This window comes from Agrobacterium sp. CG160-95 (assembly GCF_053521725.1).
In genome coordinates this window covers 704,389-724,788 of sequence record NZ_JBNWDU010000001.1, presented here as the reverse complement: position 1 = coordinate 724,788, position 20,400 = coordinate 704,389, and the positions used below count along the sequence as shown (strand labels likewise).

The following is a 20,400-nucleotide window of genomic DNA, read 5'->3' as shown; positions in this document are numbered from 1 at the left end:
TTCTGGCATGGCTGGAACGGAGAAAATGGGTGGGATTTTAAGATGACTGGCAACCGTGACGATAGTCTGGACGAGCGTCGCAAGCGCCTTGCCGAAGAGTTGGCAAAGGTGAAGGCGGAGGATGAGGCGGAAGTGAGGGCGGAGACCAATGCCGCGGAAAGCCGGAAAGGCTTTGCGATGGCGGTGAAGCTCTCATCGGAGTTCATTTCGGCCATCGTGGTCGGCGCTATGCTGGGTTATCTTCTGGACTATTTTGTCGGCACGACGCCGTGGGGGATGATCGTTCTTCTTCTTCTCGGTTTCTGCGCAGGCGTATTGAATGTGTTGCGCTCCACGGGCGCGGTGGCAAAGCCGCCGCTGCTTGAGAGAGCCGACAAGCGAGACGAGGGTGGAAAAGACGGCGTTTAAGCTGTTTTTTCTTGCAGTTGAGATGCCGCCATGAGCGGCGACAGGTTAAAGAGGGCAGCCGGTGGCAAACGATCCGACCCATCAGTTCTTGGTGCAGCCGATCATTCCGATCGAAATTGGCGGCGTCGATTTTTCCTTCACCAATGCGTCGCTTTTCATGGTCGCGACCGTGGCCGCCGCTTCCGGTTTCCTTTATTTCGCAACGTCGAGCCGCGGTCTGATCCCGACCCGCATGCAGTCCGTTGCTGAAATGTCCTATGAATTCATCGCCTCCATGCTGCGCGAAGGCGCCGGCAAAAAGGGCATGGTGTTCTTCCCATTCGTATTCTCGCTGTTCATGTTCGTGCTGACTGCGAACCTTCTCGGCATGTTCCCGTATTTCTTCACGGTCACCAGCCAGATCATCGTCACCTTCGCGCTTGCCTGCCTCGTCATCGGCACGGTCGTCGTTTACGGTTTCTACAAGCACGGTCTGCATTTCTTCGGCATCTTCGCACCTTCTGGCGTGCCGAAAGCGCTATTGCCGCTTGTCGCGTCAATTGAAATGATTTCGTTCCTGTCGCGTCCGATCAGCCTTTCCGTTCGTCTCTTCGCGAACATGCTGGCTGGCCACATCACGCTCAAGGTTTTCGCAGGCTTCGTCGCCTCCATGGGTGCGCTCGGCGCGCTCGGTATCGGCGGTGCAGTCCTGCCTCTCATCATGACGGTCGCAATGACCGCTCTCGAATTTCTCGTTGCCTTCCTGCAGGCTTATGTGTTCGCGGTACTGACTTGCATGTACCTGAACGACGCCGTGCATGGTGGTCACTGAGAAGTAAAGTCGCTGGCCCCGGCAACGGGCGCCAAAAGATAGCCGCAACAACCAATATCTCAAGGAGTCTCACATGGAAGCGGAAGCAGCAAAGTACATCGGCGCAGGTCTCGCATGCCTCGGCATGGCTGGTACGTCCCTCGCACTCGGCCGTATCTTCGGTGATTACCTCTCCGGCGCACTGCGCAACCCCTCTGCTGCCGACAGCCAGTTCGGCCGTCTGGTATTCGGCTTCGCCGTTACGGAAGCTCTGGGCATCTTCTCGCTGCTCGTAGCTCTCCTTCTCCTGTTCGCTGTCTAATAACGGCATCAGGTCTGGATCACGGCTCGCGCAAATTGCGTGCCGTGATCCTTCGCATTTGCAGTCCCCCTGGAGGTGAGCATGTTCGTGACCGAGGCTTATGCCCAGTCAGCACCGACCGTAGGTGAAACGCATACGGAAACTCCGGCTGTCGGCCAGCCGCAACCGGAAGCCACGCACACGGAAACCGGTGTAGCGCACGGCGCCGAACACGGTGCTTCCGGCGTTTTCCCGCCGTTCGACCAGTCTACTTATGCATCGCAGGTCCTGTGGCTGGCGATCACGTTCGGCCTTTTCTACCTGCTCATGCAGAAGGTCATCGTTCCTCGCGTCGGCGGCATTCTCGAAAACCGTCATGGGCGCATTGCACAGGATCTCGATGAAGCGGCACGGCTGAAAAGCGAAGCCGACGCAGCCGTCGAAACCTATGAAAAAGAACTCGCGGCAGCCCGCGCCAAGGCAAGCTCGATAGGCTCCGCGGCACGTGACGCCGCCAAGGCGAAAGCCGATGCCGACCGCGTCGCTATCGAAGCCGGACTTGCCGAGAAGCTTGCCGCCGCCGAAAAGCGCATTGCGGGTATCAGGGATCAGGCATTCGCGGATGTCGGCGCCATTGCCGAGGAAACCGCGACCGCAATCGTTGACCAGCTGGTTGGCGCCAAGGTCAAGGATGCCGACGTCAAGGCCGCCATTGCAGCCGCTTCGACTGTGAAGGGAGCCTGATATGGCGTTTGATGCATCATTTTTCGCTCTTGTCGGTCTTGTCCTTTTCTTCGTCCTGATCGCCTATCTCAAGGTTCCGGGCATGCTCTCAAAGTCTCTGGACGAGCGCGCACAGAACATTCAGGACGAACTGGCCGAAGCCAAGCGTCTGCGCGAAGAGGCACAGCACCTGCTGGCCGAATACCAGCGCAAGCGCAAGGAAGCCGAAGCTGAAGCCGCAGGCATCGTTGCCGCTGCCGAACGCGAAGCGGCCGCGCTGACCGCCGAAGCCAAGCAGAAGACGGAAGAATTCGTCGTCCGCCGCACGGCCTTGTCGGAACAGAAGATCAAGCAGGCCGAAGAAGACGCCATCGGCGCCGTTCGTGCCGCCGCCGTGGACATCGCCATTGCAGCTTCCGAGAAGCTCATTGCCGAAAAGACCACCGCTGCCGCAAAGGCCAAACTTTTCGCCAACACCATTGGCGAAGTGAAGTCGAAGCTGAACTAAGTTCATCTCGGGCTATTCAAAACCCCTCCGGCACCCGCCGCGAGGGGTTTTTTGTTTTATGCCTCAACCACGGGCGGTGTTGGCAAGCTCGCGGTTGCACACTGTGGTGCCGGCTTGCCGCGTGTCTATCGATGTCTGTCGACCTTTGGAGAAAAAGCATCGGCTTTGAGGACTGGATGCTGGCCGGCAATTCGCGGCGGCCAATTTGTCGAGGCTTGTTAAGTGATCGCGGGATAGATTGTCTTGGCCTCGAGCGCTATCAGCACCGCCAGTACAAAAGCTGCCGCGGTGGCAACCAGAAATGCGCCACTGAAAGCCAGGCCTGCTTTCGCGACACCCAAGCCAAGATTCTGCATCAGCCATCGTATCTGTGCCTGCGCATACCAGATCGTGGCGAGCGCGATAATGGCGAGCCCGAACGTAAGGCCATGTTCCAGAGGCATGGATGCAAAATCGAAACCCAGAACCAGGACAAATGTAAACGGCGCAGCCACGTAACATTGGCTGAAGAACGGCGGACGCAGGGAGTTTCGGGTGATCCTCACCCGTTTCCACCGCAGAAGCGTGACGGCCATACACAGCGGATAAATCCCGAATATAACGCCACGCGCTATGAGCAGGTTCGAACCCGAACCAAGCTCCCGGGCGGCCAATGTGGGATCGTAAATGGTCGGAAGGGAGGCGGAGAGCCCCTGCGAAAATAGCAGAGTGATCAGGAGGAAGAGGGGTGGACTCAGTGTGTCGTCATACTGGTCCTCGAGCCGATCCGCGAGTTCGCTATCGGCGTAGCGCATCATGCTGAGCGGTGCGACGACCGATCGCCACATTGTCAGCGGATAGAAGAGGAGCCATGAAACCAGCTCGTAGAGAAGTTCCTCGAGCGACTTCAACAGTTTCATGAAATCCAAATCTCTTCTCCCAAAGCCCGTCAAGTCCACGCATTGAGATAGAATTCTACCAGTGGAGACGGAGATCGTCACCTCATGGCAGGGCGCTGAAATCCGGGGCGAGACCGCATTCTCCGCTTCAGGATCGTGGTTTTCGATCAATCCTGCTTCAGCGGCCTGAAACTCATCCGGTGCAGCGGGCAGGGCCCATGGCTTTCTATGGCGCGCAGGTGGGCTGGTGTGCCGTAACCCGCATGGCCTTCGAAACCATAGGAGCTGTGCACTACACCGGCCCGTTCCATCATCCGGTCACGGGTCACCTTGGCGATGATCGAAGCGGCGGCGATTGAGAGGGAGCGGGAATCGCCCTTGATGACGGCCTTTGACTCGCAGGTGATGCCCGGCGGCTTGTCGCGGCCATCTGCCAGCACGAGGGCCGGGGAGATTTCGAGGCCGAGTACGGCGCGACGCATCGCGTCGAGGCTGGCGCGCAGGATATTCATGGTGTCGATAAGGCCGGGGCCAGAGGAGGCGACGGAAACGATCGATGTTTCCATGATTTGCAGAAACAGGCTTTCCCGTTTCAGCTTGGTCAGTTTCTTGGAATCGTCAAGACCACCAGGAATGTTGTCGGGATCGAGAATGACAGCTGCCGCAACCACTGGTCCCGCGAGAGGCCCCCGGCCTGCCTCATCCGTGCCGGCCACGGGCCAAAGCCCCTTCTTCCTGGCCTCAAGTTCGAAGGAGAAATCTGGGCCCGTATCGGCGAGATCAAAGAGGGCAGGAGAATCGGGTGTGGTGCGGCGTTTCATGCGGCAGAAACTTGCACACACACCCGATCTCCTGCAAGCCCCCGGAAGCGGGCGATGACGGGCGCGGCCAGCCGGGTCAAGGGGCGTGGCCAACCGTGCCCCTTAGGTCGTCATGACCTTTGATCCTCCAACGGGGCGGCGGAGGAAAAACGATCGCACGCGAGGCGGCGGGTTCCGGGGGGTGATGTCCGACGGGCCAGGGAAAACCCGCCGGGCATTTCGTCAAGAGCGTGGCTCCTTCAACAGGAAAGGGCCACCACTCCTTATGTGTCTGCACCGCTGGGTATCGTTGCGCGCATCGTAATGCGCCTTCGATCGGCCAAGCGGGCCTCATATTTTCAAAGCAGCGACAATTGCACGCCGGCACCTCCCGGCGGCACGAAGATATCGTCGCGCAGGTGAATGCCGCGGCGGATGAGGCCAAGCCGTTTCGTCGCCATTTCGAAACGCCTGCCGATCTGCCATGCATAGGGACCAGCACCCTTCATGCGTTTTCCGAATTCCGCATCGTAATCCTTGCCGTCGCGCATGGAGCGCACCAGCGACATGACATGCCGGTAGCGGTCCGGATAGTTGCGCAGCAGCCAGTCGCGGAAGAGCGGGCTGACCTCCAGCGGCAGGCGCAGCAGCACATAGGAGGCCTCCGTTGCGCCAGCGGCCTTGCCGGCTTCGAGAATGCGTTCGATCTCATGATCGTTGAGTGCGGGAATGACGGGTGCCATCATCACCGCCACGGGAATGCCGGCATCCGTCAGCGCCTTGACCGCTTCCAGCCGCTTTTCGGGCGTGGCGGCGCGCGGTTCCATGCTGCGTGCCAGCTTGCGGTCCAGCGTCGTCACGGAAATACCAACCTTGACGAGACCTTTCTTGGCCATGGGCGCGAGAATATCGATATCCCGCTTGATCAGGGCCGATTTGGTGACGATGGCGACGGGATGGTCGGCCTTTGCCAGCACTTCCAGTATCTGCCGCATGATGCGCCATTCGCGCTCGATCGGCTGGTAGGGGTCGGTATTGGTGCCGATGGCAATGACGCGCGGCTTGTAGCCGGGCTTCGCCAGCTCCCTTTCGAGCAGCTTTGCCGCATCCGGCTTGGCGAAAAGCTTCGCCTCGAAATCCAGCCCCGCAGAGAGCCCCATATAGCTGTGCGTCGGACGGGCGAAACAGTAGATGCAGCCATGTTCGCAGCCGCGATAGGGATTGATGGAACGGTCGAAAGGGATGTCAGGCGATTCGTTGCGGCTGATGATGCTGCGCGGCTTTTCCACCTGCACTTCGGTGCGGAACTCCGGCAGCTCCTCGAGGGTCTGCCAGCCATCGTCGAAAACCTCCCGCTGCAGGGCCTCGAAGCGCCCGCCCGGGTTAAGTCCGGCGCCACGCCCTCGACGACGGTCGATCTCGATGCGCAGGCCCGACGCATCGGCCAACGCATTGGCAATGTCAGGCGTATGGCTCGGCTGGAAAGCAGCCTGCCCCGAAAGCGTATGGTCTCTCATCTGGATGCTCCCAGGGTGCAGCACGCCTCTCAAGGCAAGCCAACGCCCTAAACCGTTTCCACTCGAACCGGCGTTTCATTGCCTCTTCGAATGATTAAATTCCTACCGTAAAAATGAGAACATTACAAGAACAAAAAATGCAAAATCGATAGCTGACCAACCCGCGGCCGGGGTCTTGTTTGTATCAATCCCACCTGAAGGTGGGTTAGAGTTAAGCCTGAACGGTCGCGGATTTTCTGACATCCAGTGCAGTGGCAATTTATTGTGCGATGCGTTAGAGCTATGCATATGTTGACAGTCATAATGGAATGCCGGGATCAGGAACCGGAACTGGCGCATACGCTGTCTGCGCTTGTAACCGGGGCCGTGGAAGGGCTGGTAAGCGACGTTGTGATCCTCGATCACGGTTCGCGCGATGGATCGTCGCGCGTCGCCGATGCCGCTGGCTGCCGTTTTTATGCGCAGTGGGATATTGAGGATGTCATGCGCTCGGCGCGCGGGCATTGGATCCTGCTGGTCGAACCGGGTGCGCGTCCGCAGAGCGGCTGGATCGAAGAGATTCTTGAATATGTGGCTGTCTGTGCGGAGCCCGCGCGTTTCTCGCCGTCCCGGTATCACAAGCGGCCCTTTTTCAGCCGGATAGTGCGCCGCCGTCCTCCCTTGGAATGCGGCTACCTGATGCCGAAGAAACATGCAGTGGCGATCGCAAAATCCGGCATGGGCCTGACACAGCTCGTGCACGCGCAAAAGCCGCGCCGCCTGAATGCGGAACTGGTTCCCGCCTGGACGGCGAGAACTTCCAACTAACCTGCAACGATGATGAAGCTGCTGTCCCTAGCGGGCGGTGATCACCTTGCCGGGGTTCATGATGCCCGCGGGGTCAAAGGCGTGTTTGATGCGTCGCATCAGGTCCATTTCAATGCCAGGCCTGATCGCGGCCAGCTCGTCGCGCTTCAACTGGCCGATGCCATGTTCGGCCGAAATCGAGCCGCCGAGCGACAGCACGATGCCGTGCACGATCTCGTTCATATCCCGCCAGCGACCGATGAATTCAGCTTTGTCCGCACCAACCGGCTGGGAAATATTGTAGTGGATGTTGCCATCGCCCAGATGGCCGAAGGCGCAGACGCGGGCGCCGGGAATGGCGGCAAGAACGGCCTTTTCCGCCGTTGCCATGAATTCCGGTATCTTCGACACCGGAACGGAAACGTCGTGTTTGATAGAGCCGCCTTCCGGCTTTTGCGCATCCGACATGCTTTCGCGCATATGCCAGAGCGCCTGACGCTGCGCTTCCGATGAAGCGATCACCGCATCCTCGACCAGCCCGGCCGAAAAACCGCGCTCCAACAGCGATTGCATCATTGTTTCAGCCGTCTCAGCCGAATCGGAGGTGGAGATATCGATGAGCGCGTACCAGTCATGCGGCGTTTGTAGCGGATCGCGCACGCCGGGAATATGTTTGGCGGTGAATTCCACGCCGATGCGCGGCATCAGCTCAAAACCGGTCAGCGCTGTGCCGCAGAGGTTCGACGCCATTTCGAACAGCTTCAACGCATCGTCGGTGGATCGAAGACCGGCAAAACCCACCTGATGGCCGAGCGGCACGGGGAAAAGCTTCAGCACCGCACCGGTGATAACGCCGAGCGTGCCTTCCGAACCGATGAAGAGATCGCGCAGATCGTAACCCGTATTGTCCTTTTTCAGCCGGCGAAGCCCGTCCCAGATTTCACCTGTCGGCAGCACCACTTCAAGCCCCAGGCAAAGCTGGCGCATATTGCCATAAGCGAGAACTGCCGTGCCGCCGGCATTGGTGGCCAGATTACCGCCGATGCGGCACGAGCCCTGCGAGCCGAGCGACAGCGGGAACATCCGCTCCACGGTCGATGCGGCCTTGTGGATGTCGTCGAGAATGCAGCCGGCATCCGCAACGATGGTATTGGCGACCGGATCGATGTCGCGGATACGGTTCATGCGCTCGAGCGAGAGGATGATGTCGGTTCCGTCAGCACGCGGCGTCTGGCCACCCACAAGGCCAGTATTGCCGGTCTGCGGCACGATGGGCGTGCCGGTCTCGCTGGCGAGCTTCAGGATGGCTGCAACCTCCTCGACAGTGCCGGGCTTGAGCAGCAGCGGTGACGCACCATGGTAAAGCCCGCGATTTTCCACAAGACGCGGCGCCATTTCCACAGCGTCGCGCACCGCGTTTTTTTCGCCGACAATGGCAGTGAAGCGGTCGAGGATGTCGGAGGAGGGGGCTGCGATTGTCATTGGCGTCTCGCTGTCATTTCAAACGGTGGGCGAAATGGTGAAGTACCGTCAGCCTCGCGGCGCGGCGGCGCGGGAAAGGCGGTCATTGATCGCCTCTCCAAGACCGTGTGCGGGAATGGTTGTGACCGCGATTGTCGCGGCACCGCTCGCATCGGCTGCTTTGAGATAATCGAACAGATTGGCGGCCGCCTCGGCAAGGTCGCCGGAAGGGCTGAGGTCGAGAACGGTACGGGCCGTCTCTTGTCCCTCAACCGCGATGCCGCCGAACCGGATCAGTGCCTCGTCGGAAGAAACGGACGTCGCGTCGAGGCGAACAGCTGCACCGGGCGCATAATGCGAGGCGAGCATTCCGGGTGCCTCGATGGCAGCTGATGCCTTTTCCGGCCGTTCGAGCTGGGTTCCGGTGATGCGCTCGATCTCCTCGGTGACGATGCCGCCGGGACGAAGCAGCCGCACCCGCCCGTCGTCTTCCACTTTGACGATGGTGGATTCGACACCGACGGAGGCAGCACCGCCATCAAGAATGAGGTTGATCCTTTTACCGAGATCAGCCTCGACATGGGCGGCACTAGTGGGGCTGATCTTGCCTGAACTATTGGCACTGGGCGCAGCAAGAGGTTTGTCGAACCGGCGGATCAGATCACCGGCGAAACCCTGCGGAACGCGAATGCCGACGGTATCGAGCCCGGCCGTTGCGAGTGAGTGAATGCCGCTTGCCGGTTTCAGTGGCAGAACCAGCGTCAACGGGCCGGGCCAGAAGGCTTCGGCGAGGCGTCGCGACACGGGATCGAAAACCGCATAACGTTCGGCCATGGCGATATCGGCCATATGGCAGATCAGCGGATTGAACTGCGGCCTGCCTTTCGTTTCGTAAATGCGGGTAATGGCCGCCGGATCGGTGGCGTCCGCAGCAAGGCCGTAGACGGTTTCCGTGGGCAGGGCGATTGGCTGGCCGCGGGAAAGCTCCTCGACAGCCGCCTGCAAGGCGGTTTCCCGCTCGTTTTCGATATCGATATGACGCGCCATGATGCTGCCTTTCAGGGCGTCAATAGCGTATTTCAGGGCCTTATGGAAAGCGCTATCGTGGCTTTTATATTGCCTTGATGATCTTGCGCATCTCGTCCGAGCGGGCGCCGAGCATAAGCACGTTTTTGAGCGCTACGCGCGGGTCGTGGGTCTGGAACAGCAGGCCGCCGCGATGGAAGGAGGTATCGATGGCGACGTTCTTGTTTGGAAGCGCGTTGATGGCGACTGCGAAATACATCCGCGAATAGCGCGCATCGATGTTTTCGAAGAAGTTCTCGGCCCCGCTCAACTCGGCGAAGAAATTCGCGAAATAGAATGACCAGAGCACATGACGCTCGGCGTCGAAACTGGTTTTCGCTGCCGTGACATGGCAATAGCCGAGATGCGGCCGCTCATCCAGCAGATGGTGGAAAACCATCTTGGGAAAACGGATGGACTGGTGAAAGCCATTGAGACGGCTATGGGTGGCGTCGGCAGCAGCCTCGAGCTTGCGCCCGGTCATCGCCGCCACTTCTTCATGGCTGTAATAGACGCGTTCCCTCGGCAGCCAGCGTTCTTCGTAGCGGCTGATGCGCCCGGTTCGCAGGAAATCCGAATGCGCGGTCTTTGAACGTATCGGCGCGACCGAATGTTTGCCGGCATCGAAATAACGTATGCGTGTCGCCTTCTCCACCCGGAACGCCCTCGTTGTTGTCGATCAGGCAATATAGTTTAGGGCATGTTAAAACTCCGTTGCGCCACACCCCCCGTTTTTTAACGGGTAGAGAGGGAGCTGCGCGACATCATGCGTCATATTGCGACGTGGTTTCCGGCGGGGAATAGCTGCCGGATTTCGCAGCGGAATGGCGTGCAACGGCCATTGGCGCATGTCGCAATTTGTCGCCAATGCGGAAGCCGATGTCGCTGTCTGCGCTACCGCAAATGAACGCTGATGTTTAGATGGGATCACACTTCCGCAGTCCGATAAATGGTGTGGGGCAGGGCGGTTTGATCGAGGATTTGGCCATGGAATTGCGTGATACCGTACTGCGTCAGCTGAAGAACCGCCGCGAAGGCTTCAGCCTGGAACAGTCTTTCTACACGGACCCGGATTATTTCAATCTGGACATGGAAACCATCTGGTACCGCGACTGGCTGTTTGTCGGCCATGATTGCGAAGTGCCGAAGGCCGGCAATTACATCACCGTTCAGGTCGGCGCCTATTCCGTCGTCATCATTCGCGGTCGCGATGGACAGATTCGCGCCCTCCATAATTCCTGTCGCCATCGCGGTTCCCGCGTCTGCTCTTCTCATAAGGGCCAGTCCGCACGCCTCGTCTGTCCCTATCACCAGTGGACTTACGATCTGGACGGCAAGCTGCTGTTTGCCCGCCATATGGGCGATGATTTCGACAAGGCTGAATTCGGCCTGAAGCCGGTCCACTGCGAAACCGTTGCCGGTTACGTCTTCATCTGCCTGGCAGACCAGCCCGCCGATTTCGCGCCGATGCGCGCCGAGGTCGAAAGCTACATGGCGCCGCATCGCATCTGGGAAGCCAAGGTCGCGCATGAAAGCACGATCATCGAAAAGGGTAACTGGAAGCTCGTCTGGGAAAACAACCGCGAGTGCTACCATTGCGCCGCCAACCATCCGGAACTCTGCCGCACCTATCCTGAAAACCCGAGCGTTACGGGTACGGACGGTGGTGCAAGCGATCCCGAGATCGGTGGCCACTGGGCACGCTGCGAGGCTGCCGGCCTGCCGAGCCGCTTCAAGATCGATCCGAAAGGCCAGTTCCGTGTTGCCCGCATGCCGCTGATCGGCGAGGCGGAAAGCTACACCATGTCGGGAAAACGCGCCGTGCGCCGGCCGCTTTCGGATGATGTCAGCATCAGCCATATCGGCGCGCTGCTTCTGTTCCATTATCCGACGACCTGGAACCACTTCCTCGGCGACCACACCATTTCCTTCCGCGTGCTGCCGCTCAACGCCAATGAGACCATGGTCACTACCAAATGGCTGGTGCACAAGGATGCGGTTGAAGGTGTGGATTACGATCTCGAGGATCTCACGCACGTCTGGAACGAAACCAACGATCAGGACCGCCGCATCGTCGAGGAAAACGCCTTCGGCATCCGTTCGCCCGCTTACCAGCCCGGCCCCTATTCCATGGAAGACGAGGGCGGCGTGATGCAGTTCGTCAACTGGTATGCCGATTTCATGGTTGACCGGCTGTCGGGCGACAAGGCCCGCCTTTCGGCAGTAGCGTAACGCGAAGATGAATATGGCTGTGACCTACAAGCACATAGACGAGATGAAGCCGTGGAGCGACAAGCTCCACCTGCTGGAATGCATTTCGGTGACGCCCGAGACGCCTGACGTGATGACATTCCTGTTCCGGTCGGAGGATCAGAACTGGTTCCGTTACCTGCCGGGCCAGTTCGTGACACTGGAGTTGCCGGTAGGCAAGGAGCCGCTCTACCGCACCTACACATTGTCCTCCAGCCCGTCGCGACCCTATGCGCTGTCGGTCACGGTCAAGGCGCAGGCCACCAGCATCGGCACGCGCTGGATGTTCGACAATCTGAAGCCCGGCATGAAAATCCGGGCACTCGGCCCGCTCGGCGATTTCTCTTATGTCCGGCATCCCGGCGACAAATACCTGTTCATCTCGGCCGGCTCCGGCGTGACGCCGATGATGTCGATGGTGCGCGACATGAGCGACCGCGCGCCGCAGAGTGACATCGCCTTCATCAATTGCTCGCGCTCGCCATCCGATATCGTGTTCCGTCACGAGCTGGAATATCTTGCCCGCTTCATGCCGAAACTGTCGCTCGGTTTCATCGTGGAAAATTGCGGCCGCACTGATCTCTGGTCCGGCTTGAAGGGCATGGTCGACAAGGCCAAGATTGCGCTTCTGTCGCCTGATTTCATGGATCGCACGGTGTTCTGTTGTGGACCGGAGCCTTTCATGGCCGCCATCCGCTCCATGCTGGATGCTTCCGGCTTCGACATGAGCCGTTACCACCAGGAAAGCTTTTCGCCAGCCGCCCCGGTTGCTGTGGGCGAGAGTATTCATACCGTGGCGGATGGCGAAGCACTCTCGATGGTGGGGTTTACGCTTTCCGGCAAGGAAGTGCCGTGCCAGCCCGGCCAGACCGTTCTGATGACGGCGCGCGCCGCCGGTGTGCGCATCGGTGCCGCCTGCGAATCGGGGATTTGCGGCACCTGCCGGGTGCTGAAGCTCTCCGGCGAGGTGGAGATGAACCACAATGGCGGCATTCTCGATGACGAAATCGATGAAGGCTATATTCTCGCCTGCTGCTCGCGGCCGTTGACCGACGTGAAGGTGGAAGCCTGAGCGCACGAAATCCTGCGTCTTATGCGGGAATCTATTTTTGAACCGGAACCAAAGGTCTTAAAACTCGTTTGCACGTCATCGAATTCTTTTCGGGTGTTTCAATGGGGCTGCCCCTACCTCCGACAAGACCGAGTAGTTAGAAAGCGCGGTTCAACGCGCCACAGCAAACGGAGGAAAGATCATGATGAATTTCCGCACGACGAGCGTCGCTACGGCGGTTGTCCTGTTCCTGACAAGCTTCACGCCGTCGCAGGCGTTCCAGGCGCCTGTTCCGATGGCGAAACCGGCAATCTCAACCGAGAATGTAGTGCCGGTGCAGTATCGTGAATGGGACCGCCGAGGTGACCGTAGATACGGCGACCGCATGTATCGTCCGCGCCCGTCGCGGGACGGATATTATAACGGCCATCGCGGCTATCGCGACCGCCGTCCGGGCTACCGCTATCACAACGGAATGTGGTTCCCGCTGGCGGCCTTCGCCACTGGCGCAATCATTGGCGGTGCCATGGCGCAGCCGAGACCGGCTTATGGCGGCAGCCATGTTGCCTGGTGCCAGAATCGTTGGCGCTCTTACCGCGCCTACGATAACAGCTACCAGCCGAACAGCGGTCCGCGTCGTGTATGCGTATCTCCATACAGCCGCTAAGCACGCCTTTCGAAAGCCCGAATCTGATCCGGGCTTTTGTTTTCGGGTGGCGAGTTTCGGTAACCGAAGCGTGACAACGCCGTTAATGCTGGGTTCAGGCGAAAGCGCCTAGCCTGCAACCTGTGATGTTCCAGCCAGCACCGACAAACTGGCTGGATAAAAAGAAAAAGGTGTAATTATTCACGTGCAACGGCCTGTCGACCGTCGTGAATGGAGGAAGTCAGATGAGAAGCTATGTGAAGAATATCCTGGCTGTCGGTCTTTCTGCAATCGTGGTTGCAGGAGCGATTGTTCCCGCTGAGGCAATGCCATTGCTGATGGCGCCGAAGAGTGTCGAGACCCTGGGTAACGATGCCGACAAGAATGTCGTCAATGTGCAATACTGGCGCGATCGTGACAATCGTGGCGGCTGGGGCGGCGAACGCCGCGGCTGGTACGGCGGCCATCGCGGTTATCGCGACTACCGCCCGGGTTATCGTCACCACGACGGTTACTGGTTCCCGCTCGCAGCCTTTGCGACGGGCGCGATCATCGGCGGCGCACTGTCGCAGCCGCGCGAAGTCTACCGTCCGGTTCCGGAATATCGCCCGCGTCCGGTCTACCGCGAATATCGTCCGGTCCGTCGTGCCGGCATGAGCCAGGCGCATGTGAACTGGTGCTATGGCCGGTATCGGTCCTACGATGCCTATAGCAACACGTTCCAGCCCTACAATGGCCCACGCCAGCCCTGCTATTCGCCTTACAGCTGATAGCACTACTCCGTCACTCCGGCCTTCATCCGGCAAGACGGAGTAGCGATTGACCAGCCTGATAGTTATTACGAGCCGCCCGGATACGGGCGGCTTTTTGTTTTCACAGAATGTGCGCCCGCTTCAGCACGAACCAGGCAAGCATAACCGAAATCACGATGAAGATGCTGGCCGCCATCGTGCCGCCGGTGCCGACCGTAAATGGCAACTCATCCGTGTTCATGCCGAAGAAGCCAGTGACCAGCGATGGCGGCAGCAGGAATGCCGTCATCAGCGACAGGATATAAAGATGCCGGTTGGTTTCGGACGAGAGCTTGGAATCGATTTCCTCGTGCAGCAGCCTTGCGCGTTCCTGAAGGGCGTAGACATCGTGATCGACGGCCTCGAGGCGGCCCATCAGCCGCGAGGCGACATCCTCGAAACCGTCAGGCATCTCGTCCTCATCGGCGGCAGACGCCCGCCGCATCAGGGTGAGCACCGTGCGCAGATGCCGGTGGAGGCGAACGACCGTGCGCCTGAGCGGCGCAAGCCGCCGCCGCTCGTCGCGGTTTTCGCTGTCATAGACCAGATCCTCGATGGCATTCAGCTCTTCGGTCGTTTCCATCACCAGGCTGATCAGCGAACGCTGGAACTCCGCGACGAGGCCTTCGAAGACATGGGCCGGCGTGAGGTAGCGGTTGGAATTCTTGTCGACTGCCGCTTTCAGCCGGTCCACTGAGCGCAACGGTTGCAGACGGGTGGTAATGATGAAACGGTCGCTGACCGCGAAATGCAGCCAACCGAAATCACGCGTTTCCTGATCGAACTCGCGCTGGAAATCGACCAGCGTTCCATAAAGTGACTTTTCATCCACCGTGATGGACGGATGGGTTTCATGGGTGGTGAGGCTTGCCAGCGCTGCCGGATCGAGACCATCGATCGTTTCGAGAAAGCCCGCCACCCGCTGATCCGCGAGATTGAGGTGCAGCCAGAAGAAGCCCTCGCATTGCGCCATCTCGCCAAAGCCCGCATCGGGCGCAAGCCGCCGGCATGGCGCCGTTCCGGGGTGGAATTGATAGGCCCAGACAAGGCCGGGGATAGCGGGCGTTATGAGATCCATCGTGGCAGTCCTGACCGGCGGAATGGGAGGGGAGGCGTCCGTCGCCCCAAAACGGAAACGGCAGCGGTGGCACGGCACCTGTCAGCGCATGCTGAGCAAATTCATTTGACAGTTTTATAACAATCCCGCTGAAAAGGCGGGAATTTTCAAATTGACGTTTACGTAAAAATCATTTAGCCCGAAAGCAACAGCACGATAGGCAAGAGCTTCGGGAGGAGGCAGCATGTATACCGCGCCGGTGGATGATATCGCCTTTACACTCAAACATGTGGCGGGTCTGCAAGACGCGTTGTCCAGAGGTGCTCTGGGAGACCTCGGTGAAGATGTGGTCGATGCCATATTACAGGAGGCCGGCCGTTTCGCCACCGAGCAGGTCGCGCCGCTTGCCGATATAGGCGACCGACAGGGCGCGCGGCTGAGCGACGGCAAGGTCTCAACGCCGGACGGCTGGGCCGATCTTTACCGGCGCTGGGCTGAGGCCGGCTGGAACAGCCTCACCGCACCGGAAGAATTCGGCGGCCAGAACCTGCCGCATATGCTGAACGTCGCCGCACTCGAAATGTGGAATTCCGGTTCCATGGCTTTCGCGCTTGCGCCGACGCTCACCATGGGCGCGGTGGAAGCTCTCGTTGCCCACGGTAGCAACGACCTGAAGCGCATCTATCTTCCCAAACTCGTCTCCGGCGAATGGACCGGCACGATGAACCTCACCGAACCGCATGCGGGATCGGACCTTGGCGTGCTGAAAACCCGTGCCGAGCGTAATGGTGACGGCACCTACCGCATTTTCGGGCAGAAGATTTTCATCACCTGGGGCGAACATGACGCCGCGGACAATATCATCCACCTCGTTCTCGCCCGCCTGCCGGATGCGCCGGCCGGCACGCGCGGAATTTCGCTGTTCCTCGTGCCGAAATTCCTGCCCGAAGACGACGGCACGCCGGGCAGCCGCAACGACGTCTTCTGCCATTCGCTGGAGCACAAGCTCGGCATTCACGGTTCGCCCACCTGCACGATGATCTTCGGGGACGGAAAGTTTGGCGAAGAGAAGGGTGCCTTGGGCTGGCTGATCGGCGAGGAGAGCAAGGGTCTCGCCTGCATGTTCACCATGATGAACAACGCCCGCCTTGCCGTTGGCATGCAGGGCGTGGCGATCTGCGAGGCGGCGACACAGAAGGCAATCGAATACGCCAGGGAACGCACGCAGGGCAAGGCGCCCGGCTGGCAGGGTTCGGGCATGAGCCCGATCATCGAGCATCCCGATATCGCCCGTACGCTGTTGACGATGAAAGCGCTGACGCAAGGTGCGCGCGCCATCTCCTTCAACTGCGCCCACGCCATCGATATGGCGCATGCCGCCGAGGACGTGGCTGAACGCGCTCACTGGCAGGAGCGCGCAGCTCTTTTAACGCCAATCGCCAAGTCCTTCTCCACCGATGCCGGTGTCGATGTCGCTTCCATGGGCATTCAGGTGCATGGCGGCATGGGTTTCATCGAGGAAACCGGTGCGGCGCGTTACCTGCGCGATGCCCGCATCGCGCCGATCTACGAAGGCACCAACGGCATTCAGGCGATCGACCTGGTGGTGCGCAAGCTGCCGCTTTCCGATGGCGCACAGGTGCGCGGTTTCATCGCAGAATTGCGTGAAATCGTCGCCCGAACTGCTGCCTCGAACCGCAGTGATCTCGGCGAGACTGCCCGTTATCTCGAAACGAGTCTCACCGATCTAGAAACGGCGACCGACTGGTTGCTGGAACGCCTGAAAGCGGGCGAAACCGAAACCGCGCTCGCCGGTGCCACGCCCTATCAGCGCCTCTTCGGGCTGGCGCTCACCGGAGCCTATCTTGCCAAGGGCGCCCTGGCCCAGGTGGATGACGGCAGGGGAGCGCATCGCGCATCGCTCTGCCGGTTTGCGGCGGAAAACCTGCTGGCGGAAACGGCAGCGCTGAGGGATCGCGTCATTGCCGGTGCAGCAAGCCTTGCCGCCGCCCGCGCCGTACTGGGTTAAGGAGAAAACCATGTCGGACGACCATATTTTAGTCGAGCGGGTCAGTCATGCGCCTGACGTTATGACCATCCGCTTCAACCGGCCGGAAAAGAAAAATGCCATCACCGATGCAATGTATCTGCGCATGGCAGAGGCTCTGAAGGCCGCCAATGCAGACCCGGATATCCGTGTCGTCGCGTTTCTGGGTACGGAAGGCTGCTTTTCCGCCGGCAATGACATGGCCGATTTTCTTGCCTTCGCCATGTCTGGTGCAAAGGGCAAGCTCGCGGTGCTCGATCTTCTGAAGGCGCTGGCAACCTTCGAAAAGCCGCTGGTTTCGGGCGTCGATGGGTTGGCCATCGGCATCGGCACGACGCTGAACCTGCATTGCGATCTGACCGTTGCCTCCAACCGCAGCCTGTTCAAGACGCCGTTTGTGGATCTGGCGCTGGTGCCGGAAGCTGCGTCCAGCCTGCTTGCGCCAAAGCTCATCGGCCATCAGCGCGCCTTTGCCCTGCTGGCCATGGGCGAAGGTTTTACCGCCGAACAGGCCTTGCAGGCCGGAATGATCTGGAAAGTCGTGGCGCCGGAACATGTCGAGAGCGAAACGCTGGCGCTTGCCACGCGGCTTGCCGCCAAGCCGCAGCAGGCGCTGAAGATTGCCCGCGATCTCGTGCGCGGCAATCCGGCGGATGTGCTGGCCCGCATCGATGAGGAAGCCCGCCATTTCACCGCGCAATTGCAGAGTGCCGAGGCGCGGGCCGCTTTCGAGGCATTCATGCGGCGTTAAGCGTTCCGGCAGGAATTCCTTGCGGTTAAGGAACCGGGTAATATGGCTTGGGTTAGATAACGCAACGTCATCCTTCGAAGGCCACCCGCCATGCGTCACTTTGTTTTCGCCCTGACCGTCCTCCTCTCCGCTGCGACTGTCGCAGAGGCAGCGGCGACCGTGCCTTTGCCGGGTTCGAGCAATAACGTCATTCTGGCGCAGTCCACGCAAGACGACAGCCCGAATTATTACTCCGGCAATTCCCGCGATCGCCAGCGCCGCGCGCGTTTCGTTTGCGTCATCACTCCACCGGACAGCGCCAATCGTCGTCGGCCCTATGTCTGCCCCATCGAACAGGGCCGCGTTGGCGGCGCCTGCCGTTGCTCGGGCGTGGTCGGCAACGGCACTGTTGACACCGCCTGGTGATTATTTCTCCAGCGTCGCCACCGCTTCCACATGCGGCGACCACAAGAACTGGTCGACCGGCGTGACGCGCGTGACGCGATAGCCGCCCTCCACCAGAATGGCGAGGTCGCGCGCAAGCGTCAGCGGATTGCAGCTGACGGCGACGATTTTCTTCACCGCGCTGCGCGCAAGTTCCTTGCACTGGACTTCCGCACCGGCGCGCGGCGGATCGAACACAACGGCATCGTAATTCTTCATTTCGCTCGTCATCAACGGCCGGCGGAAAAGATCACGCTTTTCGATGCTGACGGGTTTCAGGCCCTGCGTGTTGCGCGCGGCGAAATCGAGCGCTTTCAGCGGCTTGTCCTCTGCCTCAACCGCATGCACGCGGCCGACGCGCGCAAGCCGCAGCGCAAACGTGCCGGAACCGCAGAAGAGATCGGCGATGCGTTTGGATTTGCCAACATGGGCAAGCACCAGTTCCGCCATGGCGTCTTCGGCCTGTTTGGTTGCCTGCGTGAAACCGCCGGCCGGTGGGGAAACCGGAATGCCGCCGAATTCGATGATCGGCTTTTGCGGTTCGATCAGGATTTCGCCTGATAGCGCGACACGGGCGATGCCACGCATAGCCAGCACCGTTTCCGTCAATGTGCGCCGCTGTTTGTCGCCGACGGATTTGATGCCGTCGACGGAAATGTCGAGGCCCGAAAGCGTTTCAAGAACGGTCATGCGGAACGGTTCTGCATTCGACGCAAGGGAAAGGCCGATTGCGCGCACGGCGTCCAGCCGCGCGACGATACCGGGCGAGGTGACGGGACATTCCTCGATGGCGACGATGTGATGGCTGTTTGCCTGGTTGAAGCCGAGCAGCAGGCCCTTTTCCGTCTTGCGGGCGGCAAACACCGCGCGGCGGCGCTCGCCGGGGCGACAGATGACGAGATCGTCTACTGGCGGCGTCAGGCCTTTCGATCTCAGCGCCGAAACCACCAGCTCCCGCTTGAAGGCGTGGTAGGGCTGGTCGGCAAAATGCTGCAGCGAACAGCCGCCGCAGGTGCCGTTAACGCCCTCGGGGCCGAAGTGGCGGCACACGGGTTCGCGGCGATCCGTGGAGGCTTCCGCAATCGAGATGATGGTGCCGGTATCCTTGACCTTGGCGATCGCCACCGTTTCGCCGGGCAGGGCGAAGGGCACATAGACCGGGCCGTCGGGACAGTGCGCAATGCCGTCGCCCTGGGCGCCAAGGCTCTTGATACTGACGGTCTGCGTGCTCATGGCTTTTCGCCTCCGAGAAGAAATTCGATATTGCCATCGCCGCCGGAAATCGGCGAGGGGATGAGACCGAGGCTCTTCCAGCCCATGTCTTCAACGAGCCAGCGTTCCAGTTCGGCAGCAACGGCAGGCGCCGTTTCCGGCTCTTTCAACAGCCCGGCCTTGCTGATGGCATCACGGCCTGCCTCGAATTGCGGCTTGACCAGCAGAACCGCTTGCGCGCCGGAGGCGGCAAGTGCGAGTGCCGGGGCAAGGGCGAGCTTTATGGAGATGAAGGACACGTCGGAGACGATGAAGTCCACGGACCGGTCATCAATGTCGTCGGTTGTCAGGAAGCGCGCATTCAGCCCTTCCAGATTGGTCACGCGCGGATCGTTCTCGATCCGTGGATGCATCTGCCCGTGGCCGACATCGATGGAGGTGACGTGTTTTGCGCCGCGATGAAGCAATACCTCGGTGAAGCCGCCGGTGGAGGCGCCGACGTCGAGGCATTCATGGCCCTTCGGATCGAGCCCGAAGTGATCGAGCGCGGCGGTAAGCTTGAGGGCGGCGCGGGAAACATAGGCCTGCGCCGGATCGGTAATGGCGATCTTGACGTTTCCGGCAACGGTTTGGCTGGGCTTTGTGGCCGTTTTCCCGTTAACGCTCACGGTGCCGCGCGCAATCGCATCGCGCGCACGCGAGCGGCTGGCAAAGTGGCCGAGCGAAACAAGAAGCTGGTCAAGCCGTTCATTTTCAGGTGTTTTGGACATGGTCCCGTGTCAATGACCGCCAAACCCCGCAGATGCAAGCGATTTATCGCGCGCAAGGCTTCGCAGCGGCACCATTTGCCGCAGCGCAGGGTCGTTTCGTGGTCGTTAAACAGCATATGCGATTAATCCAATATAAAGGCTTGTATTGCACTTTGTCTGCAAGGC

At 60.1% G+C, this 20,400-nt stretch carries 22 protein-coding genes; 13 read left to right on the top strand and 9 right to left on the bottom strand.

Translation table 11 applies throughout. The features are described 5' to 3' along the window. Nucleotides 1-42: 42 nt before the first annotated feature. From ACQZ63_RS03700 to ACQZ63_RS03680, 5 genes are all read left to right on the top strand, one after another. A complete protein-coding gene (locus ACQZ63_RS03700) occupies nt 43-408 on the top strand; it encodes an AtpZ/AtpI family protein (protein ID WP_003511695.1) in 366 nt (121 codons plus the stop codon). Nucleotides 409-469: 61 nt separating this feature from the next. Next, on the top strand, nt 470-1,219 hold the full coding sequence (locus tag ACQZ63_RS03695) for a F0F1 ATP synthase subunit A (protein WP_003511697.1): 750 nt from the start codon (nt 470-472) through the stop codon (nt 1,217-1,219). 73 nt (nt 1,220-1,292) lie between these two features. Then, nucleotides 1,293-1,520, top strand: coding sequence for a F0F1 ATP synthase subunit C (locus tag ACQZ63_RS03690; protein WP_003494147.1), 228 nt, complete (start codon nt 1,293-1,295; stop codon nt 1,518-1,520). 81 nt (nt 1,521-1,601) lie between these two features. Next, nucleotides 1,602-2,243: a F0F1 ATP synthase subunit B gene (locus ACQZ63_RS03685; protein WP_003511698.1), complete on the top strand. Its 642-nt coding sequence runs from the start codon at nt 1,602-1,604 to the stop codon at nt 2,241-2,243. Nucleotide 2,244: 1 nt separating this feature from the next. Further along, a complete protein-coding gene (locus ACQZ63_RS03680; protein ID WP_003511699.1) occupies nt 2,245-2,730 on the top strand; it encodes a F0F1 ATP synthase subunit B in 486 nt (161 codons plus the stop codon). 218 nt (nt 2,731-2,948) lie between these two features. Here the strand turns inward: ACQZ63_RS03680 and ACQZ63_RS03675 are convergent, their stop codons facing one another. The 3 genes from ACQZ63_RS03675 to ACQZ63_RS03665 form a co-directional block, all read right to left on the bottom strand. Then, entirely contained in the window at nt 2,949-3,638 is a 690-nt protein-coding gene (locus tag ACQZ63_RS03675; protein ID WP_113555975.1) for a permease, read from the bottom strand. A 137-nt stretch (nt 3,639-3,775) separates the two neighbouring features. After that, nucleotides 3,776-4,429: a ribonuclease HII gene (locus ACQZ63_RS03670; RefSeq protein ID WP_019564214.1), complete on the bottom strand. Its 654-nt coding sequence runs from the start codon at nt 4,427-4,429 to the stop codon at nt 3,776-3,778. A gap of 338 nt (nt 4,430-4,767) precedes the next feature. Continuing rightward, nucleotides 4,768-5,925, bottom strand: coding sequence for a PA0069 family radical SAM protein (locus tag ACQZ63_RS03665; protein WP_003511704.1), 1,158 nt, complete (start codon nt 5,923-5,925; stop codon nt 4,768-4,770). Nucleotides 5,926-6,213: 288 nt separating this feature from the next. Here ACQZ63_RS03665 and ACQZ63_RS03660 point away from each other — a divergent pair, with 288 nt between their 5' ends. After that, the gene (locus tag ACQZ63_RS03660) at nt 6,214-6,732 is read left to right on the top strand and encodes a hypothetical protein (RefSeq protein ID WP_003511706.1); all 519 of its coding nucleotides are present in this window, start codon (nt 6,214-6,216) and stop codon (nt 6,730-6,732) included. A gap of 27 nt (nt 6,733-6,759) precedes the next feature. On the opposite strand, the gene ACQZ63_RS03655 is transcribed toward ACQZ63_RS03660, so the two are convergent. From ACQZ63_RS03655 to ACQZ63_RS03645, 3 genes are all read right to left on the bottom strand, one after another. Beyond that, the gene (locus ACQZ63_RS03655) at nt 6,760-8,193 is read right to left on the bottom strand and encodes an FAD-binding oxidoreductase (protein ID WP_003511708.1); all 1,434 of its coding nucleotides are present in this window, start codon (nt 8,191-8,193) and stop codon (nt 6,760-6,762) included. Between the two features lie 48 nt (nt 8,194-8,241). Further along, nucleotides 8,242-9,219 (bottom strand): L-threonylcarbamoyladenylate synthase, encoded by a 978-nt coding sequence (locus tag ACQZ63_RS03650; RefSeq protein WP_112155197.1) that lies wholly within the window; start codon nt 9,217-9,219, stop codon nt 8,242-8,244. A gap of 64 nt (nt 9,220-9,283) precedes the next feature. Then, complete coding sequence (locus ACQZ63_RS03645) at nt 9,284-9,892, bottom strand: DUF6656 family protein (protein ID WP_112681551.1); 609 nt, start codon at nt 9,890-9,892, stop codon at nt 9,284-9,286. A 332-nt stretch (nt 9,893-10,224) separates the two neighbouring features. Here ACQZ63_RS03645 and ACQZ63_RS03640 point away from each other — a divergent pair, with 332 nt between their 5' ends. From ACQZ63_RS03640 to ACQZ63_RS03625, 4 genes are all read left to right on the top strand, one after another. Further along, nucleotides 10,225-11,469: an aromatic ring-hydroxylating oxygenase subunit alpha gene (locus ACQZ63_RS03640; protein ID WP_013635586.1), complete on the top strand. Its 1,245-nt coding sequence runs from the start codon at nt 10,225-10,227 to the stop codon at nt 11,467-11,469. A 7-nt stretch (nt 11,470-11,476) separates the two neighbouring features. After that, nucleotides 11,477-12,559, top strand: coding sequence for an FAD-binding oxidoreductase (locus ACQZ63_RS03635; RefSeq protein WP_013635587.1), 1,083 nt, complete (start codon nt 11,477-11,479; stop codon nt 12,557-12,559). 181 nt (nt 12,560-12,740) lie between these two features. Further along, nucleotides 12,741-13,205: a BA14K family protein gene (locus ACQZ63_RS03630; RefSeq protein ID WP_003511718.1), complete on the top strand. Its 465-nt coding sequence runs from the start codon at nt 12,741-12,743 to the stop codon at nt 13,203-13,205. Between the two features lie 224 nt (nt 13,206-13,429). After that, the gene (locus tag ACQZ63_RS03625; RefSeq protein ID WP_113555973.1) at nt 13,430-13,954 is read left to right on the top strand and encodes a BA14K family protein; all 525 of its coding nucleotides are present in this window, start codon (nt 13,430-13,432) and stop codon (nt 13,952-13,954) included. Nucleotides 13,955-14,057: 103 nt separating this feature from the next. Here ACQZ63_RS03625 and ACQZ63_RS03620 read toward each other — a convergent pair whose 3' ends face one another. Beyond that, the gene (locus tag ACQZ63_RS03620) at nt 14,058-15,053 is read right to left on the bottom strand and encodes a transporter (protein WP_113555971.1); all 996 of its coding nucleotides are present in this window, start codon (nt 15,051-15,053) and stop codon (nt 14,058-14,060) included. Between the two features lie 223 nt (nt 15,054-15,276). Between ACQZ63_RS03620 and ACQZ63_RS03615 the strand changes: the two genes are divergently transcribed. The 3 genes from ACQZ63_RS03615 (at nt 15,277) to ACQZ63_RS03605 (ending at nt 18,235) form a co-directional block, all read left to right on the top strand. Beyond that, a complete protein-coding gene (locus tag ACQZ63_RS03615) occupies nt 15,277-17,061 on the top strand; it encodes an acyl-CoA dehydrogenase (RefSeq protein WP_111783289.1) in 1,785 nt (594 codons plus the stop codon). A 10-nt stretch (nt 17,062-17,071) separates the two neighbouring features. Then, nucleotides 17,072-17,830: a crotonase/enoyl-CoA hydratase family protein gene (locus ACQZ63_RS03610; RefSeq protein ID WP_019564207.1), complete on the top strand. Its 759-nt coding sequence runs from the start codon at nt 17,072-17,074 to the stop codon at nt 17,828-17,830. A gap of 90 nt (nt 17,831-17,920) precedes the next feature. Beyond that, on the top strand, nt 17,921-18,235 hold the full coding sequence (locus tag ACQZ63_RS03605; protein ID WP_003511727.1) for a hypothetical protein: 315 nt from the start codon (nt 17,921-17,923) through the stop codon (nt 18,233-18,235). Here the strand turns inward: ACQZ63_RS03605 and ACQZ63_RS03600 are convergent, their stop codons facing one another. Continuing rightward, complete coding sequence (locus ACQZ63_RS03600; RefSeq protein WP_025592642.1) at nt 18,236-19,486, bottom strand: class I SAM-dependent RNA methyltransferase; 1,251 nt, start codon at nt 19,484-19,486, stop codon at nt 18,236-18,238. It lies immediately after the preceding gene. After that, nucleotides 19,483-20,235 carry a TlyA family RNA methyltransferase gene (locus tag ACQZ63_RS03595; RefSeq protein ID WP_019564205.1) on the bottom strand — a complete coding sequence of 251 codons (753 nt, stop codon included), beginning with the start codon at nt 20,233-20,235 and terminating at the stop codon, nt 19,483-19,485. Before ACQZ63_RS03595 ends, ACQZ63_RS03600 begins: the two co-directional genes overlap by 4 nt. Between the last annotated feature and the right edge of the window lie 165 nt (nt 20,236-20,400).

Coding starts and splice junctions, on each gene's coding strand:
- ACQZ63_RS03700 (WP_003511695.1), top strand. CDS start 43: ATGACTGGCAACCGTGACGATAGTCTGGACGAGCGTCGCAAGCGCCTT.
- ACQZ63_RS03690 (WP_003494147.1), top strand. CDS start 1,293: ATGGAAGCGGAAGCAGCAAAGTACATCGGCGCAGGTCTCGCATGCCTC.
- ACQZ63_RS03685 (WP_003511698.1), top strand. CDS start 1,602: ATGTTCGTGACCGAGGCTTATGCCCAGTCAGCACCGACCGTAGGTGAA.
- ACQZ63_RS03680 (WP_003511699.1), top strand. CDS start 2,245: ATGGCGTTTGATGCATCATTTTTCGCTCTTGTCGGTCTTGTCCTTTTC.
- ACQZ63_RS03670 (WP_019564214.1), bottom strand. CDS start 4,429: ATGAAACGCCGCACCACACCCGATTCTCCTGCCCTCTTTGATCTCGCC.
- ACQZ63_RS03665 (WP_003511704.1), bottom strand. CDS start 5,925: ATGAGAGACCATACGCTTTCGGGGCAGGCTGCTTTCCAGCCGAGCCAT.
- ACQZ63_RS03660 (WP_003511706.1), top strand. CDS start 6,214: ATGTTGACAGTCATAATGGAATGCCGGGATCAGGAACCGGAACTGGCG.
- ACQZ63_RS03655 (WP_003511708.1), bottom strand. CDS start 8,193: ATGACAATCGCAGCCCCCTCCTCCGACATCCTCGACCGCTTCACTGCC.
- ACQZ63_RS03650 (WP_112155197.1), bottom strand. CDS start 9,219: ATGGCGCGTCATATCGATATCGAAAACGAGCGGGAAACCGCCTTGCAG.
- ACQZ63_RS03640 (WP_013635586.1), top strand. CDS start 10,225: ATGGAATTGCGTGATACCGTACTGCGTCAGCTGAAGAACCGCCGCGAA.
- ACQZ63_RS03635 (WP_013635587.1), top strand. CDS start 11,477: ATGAATATGGCTGTGACCTACAAGCACATAGACGAGATGAAGCCGTGG.
- ACQZ63_RS03630 (WP_003511718.1), top strand. CDS start 12,741: ATGATGAATTTCCGCACGACGAGCGTCGCTACGGCGGTTGTCCTGTTC.
- ACQZ63_RS03625 (WP_113555973.1), top strand. CDS start 13,430: ATGAGAAGCTATGTGAAGAATATCCTGGCTGTCGGTCTTTCTGCAATC.
- ACQZ63_RS03620 (WP_113555971.1), bottom strand. CDS start 15,053: ATGGATCTCATAACGCCCGCTATCCCCGGCCTTGTCTGGGCCTATCAA.
- ACQZ63_RS03615 (WP_111783289.1), top strand. CDS start 15,277: ATGTATACCGCGCCGGTGGATGATATCGCCTTTACACTCAAACATGTG.
- ACQZ63_RS03610 (WP_019564207.1), top strand. CDS start 17,072: ATGTCGGACGACCATATTTTAGTCGAGCGGGTCAGTCATGCGCCTGAC.
- ACQZ63_RS03605 (WP_003511727.1), top strand. CDS start 17,921: ATGCGTCACTTTGTTTTCGCCCTGACCGTCCTCCTCTCCGCTGCGACT.
- ACQZ63_RS03600 (WP_025592642.1), bottom strand. CDS start 19,486: ATGAGCACGCAGACCGTCAGTATCAAGAGCCTTGGCGCCCAGGGCGAC.
- ACQZ63_RS03595 (WP_019564205.1), bottom strand. CDS start 20,235: ATGTCCAAAACACCTGAAAATGAACGGCTTGACCAGCTTCTTGTTTCG.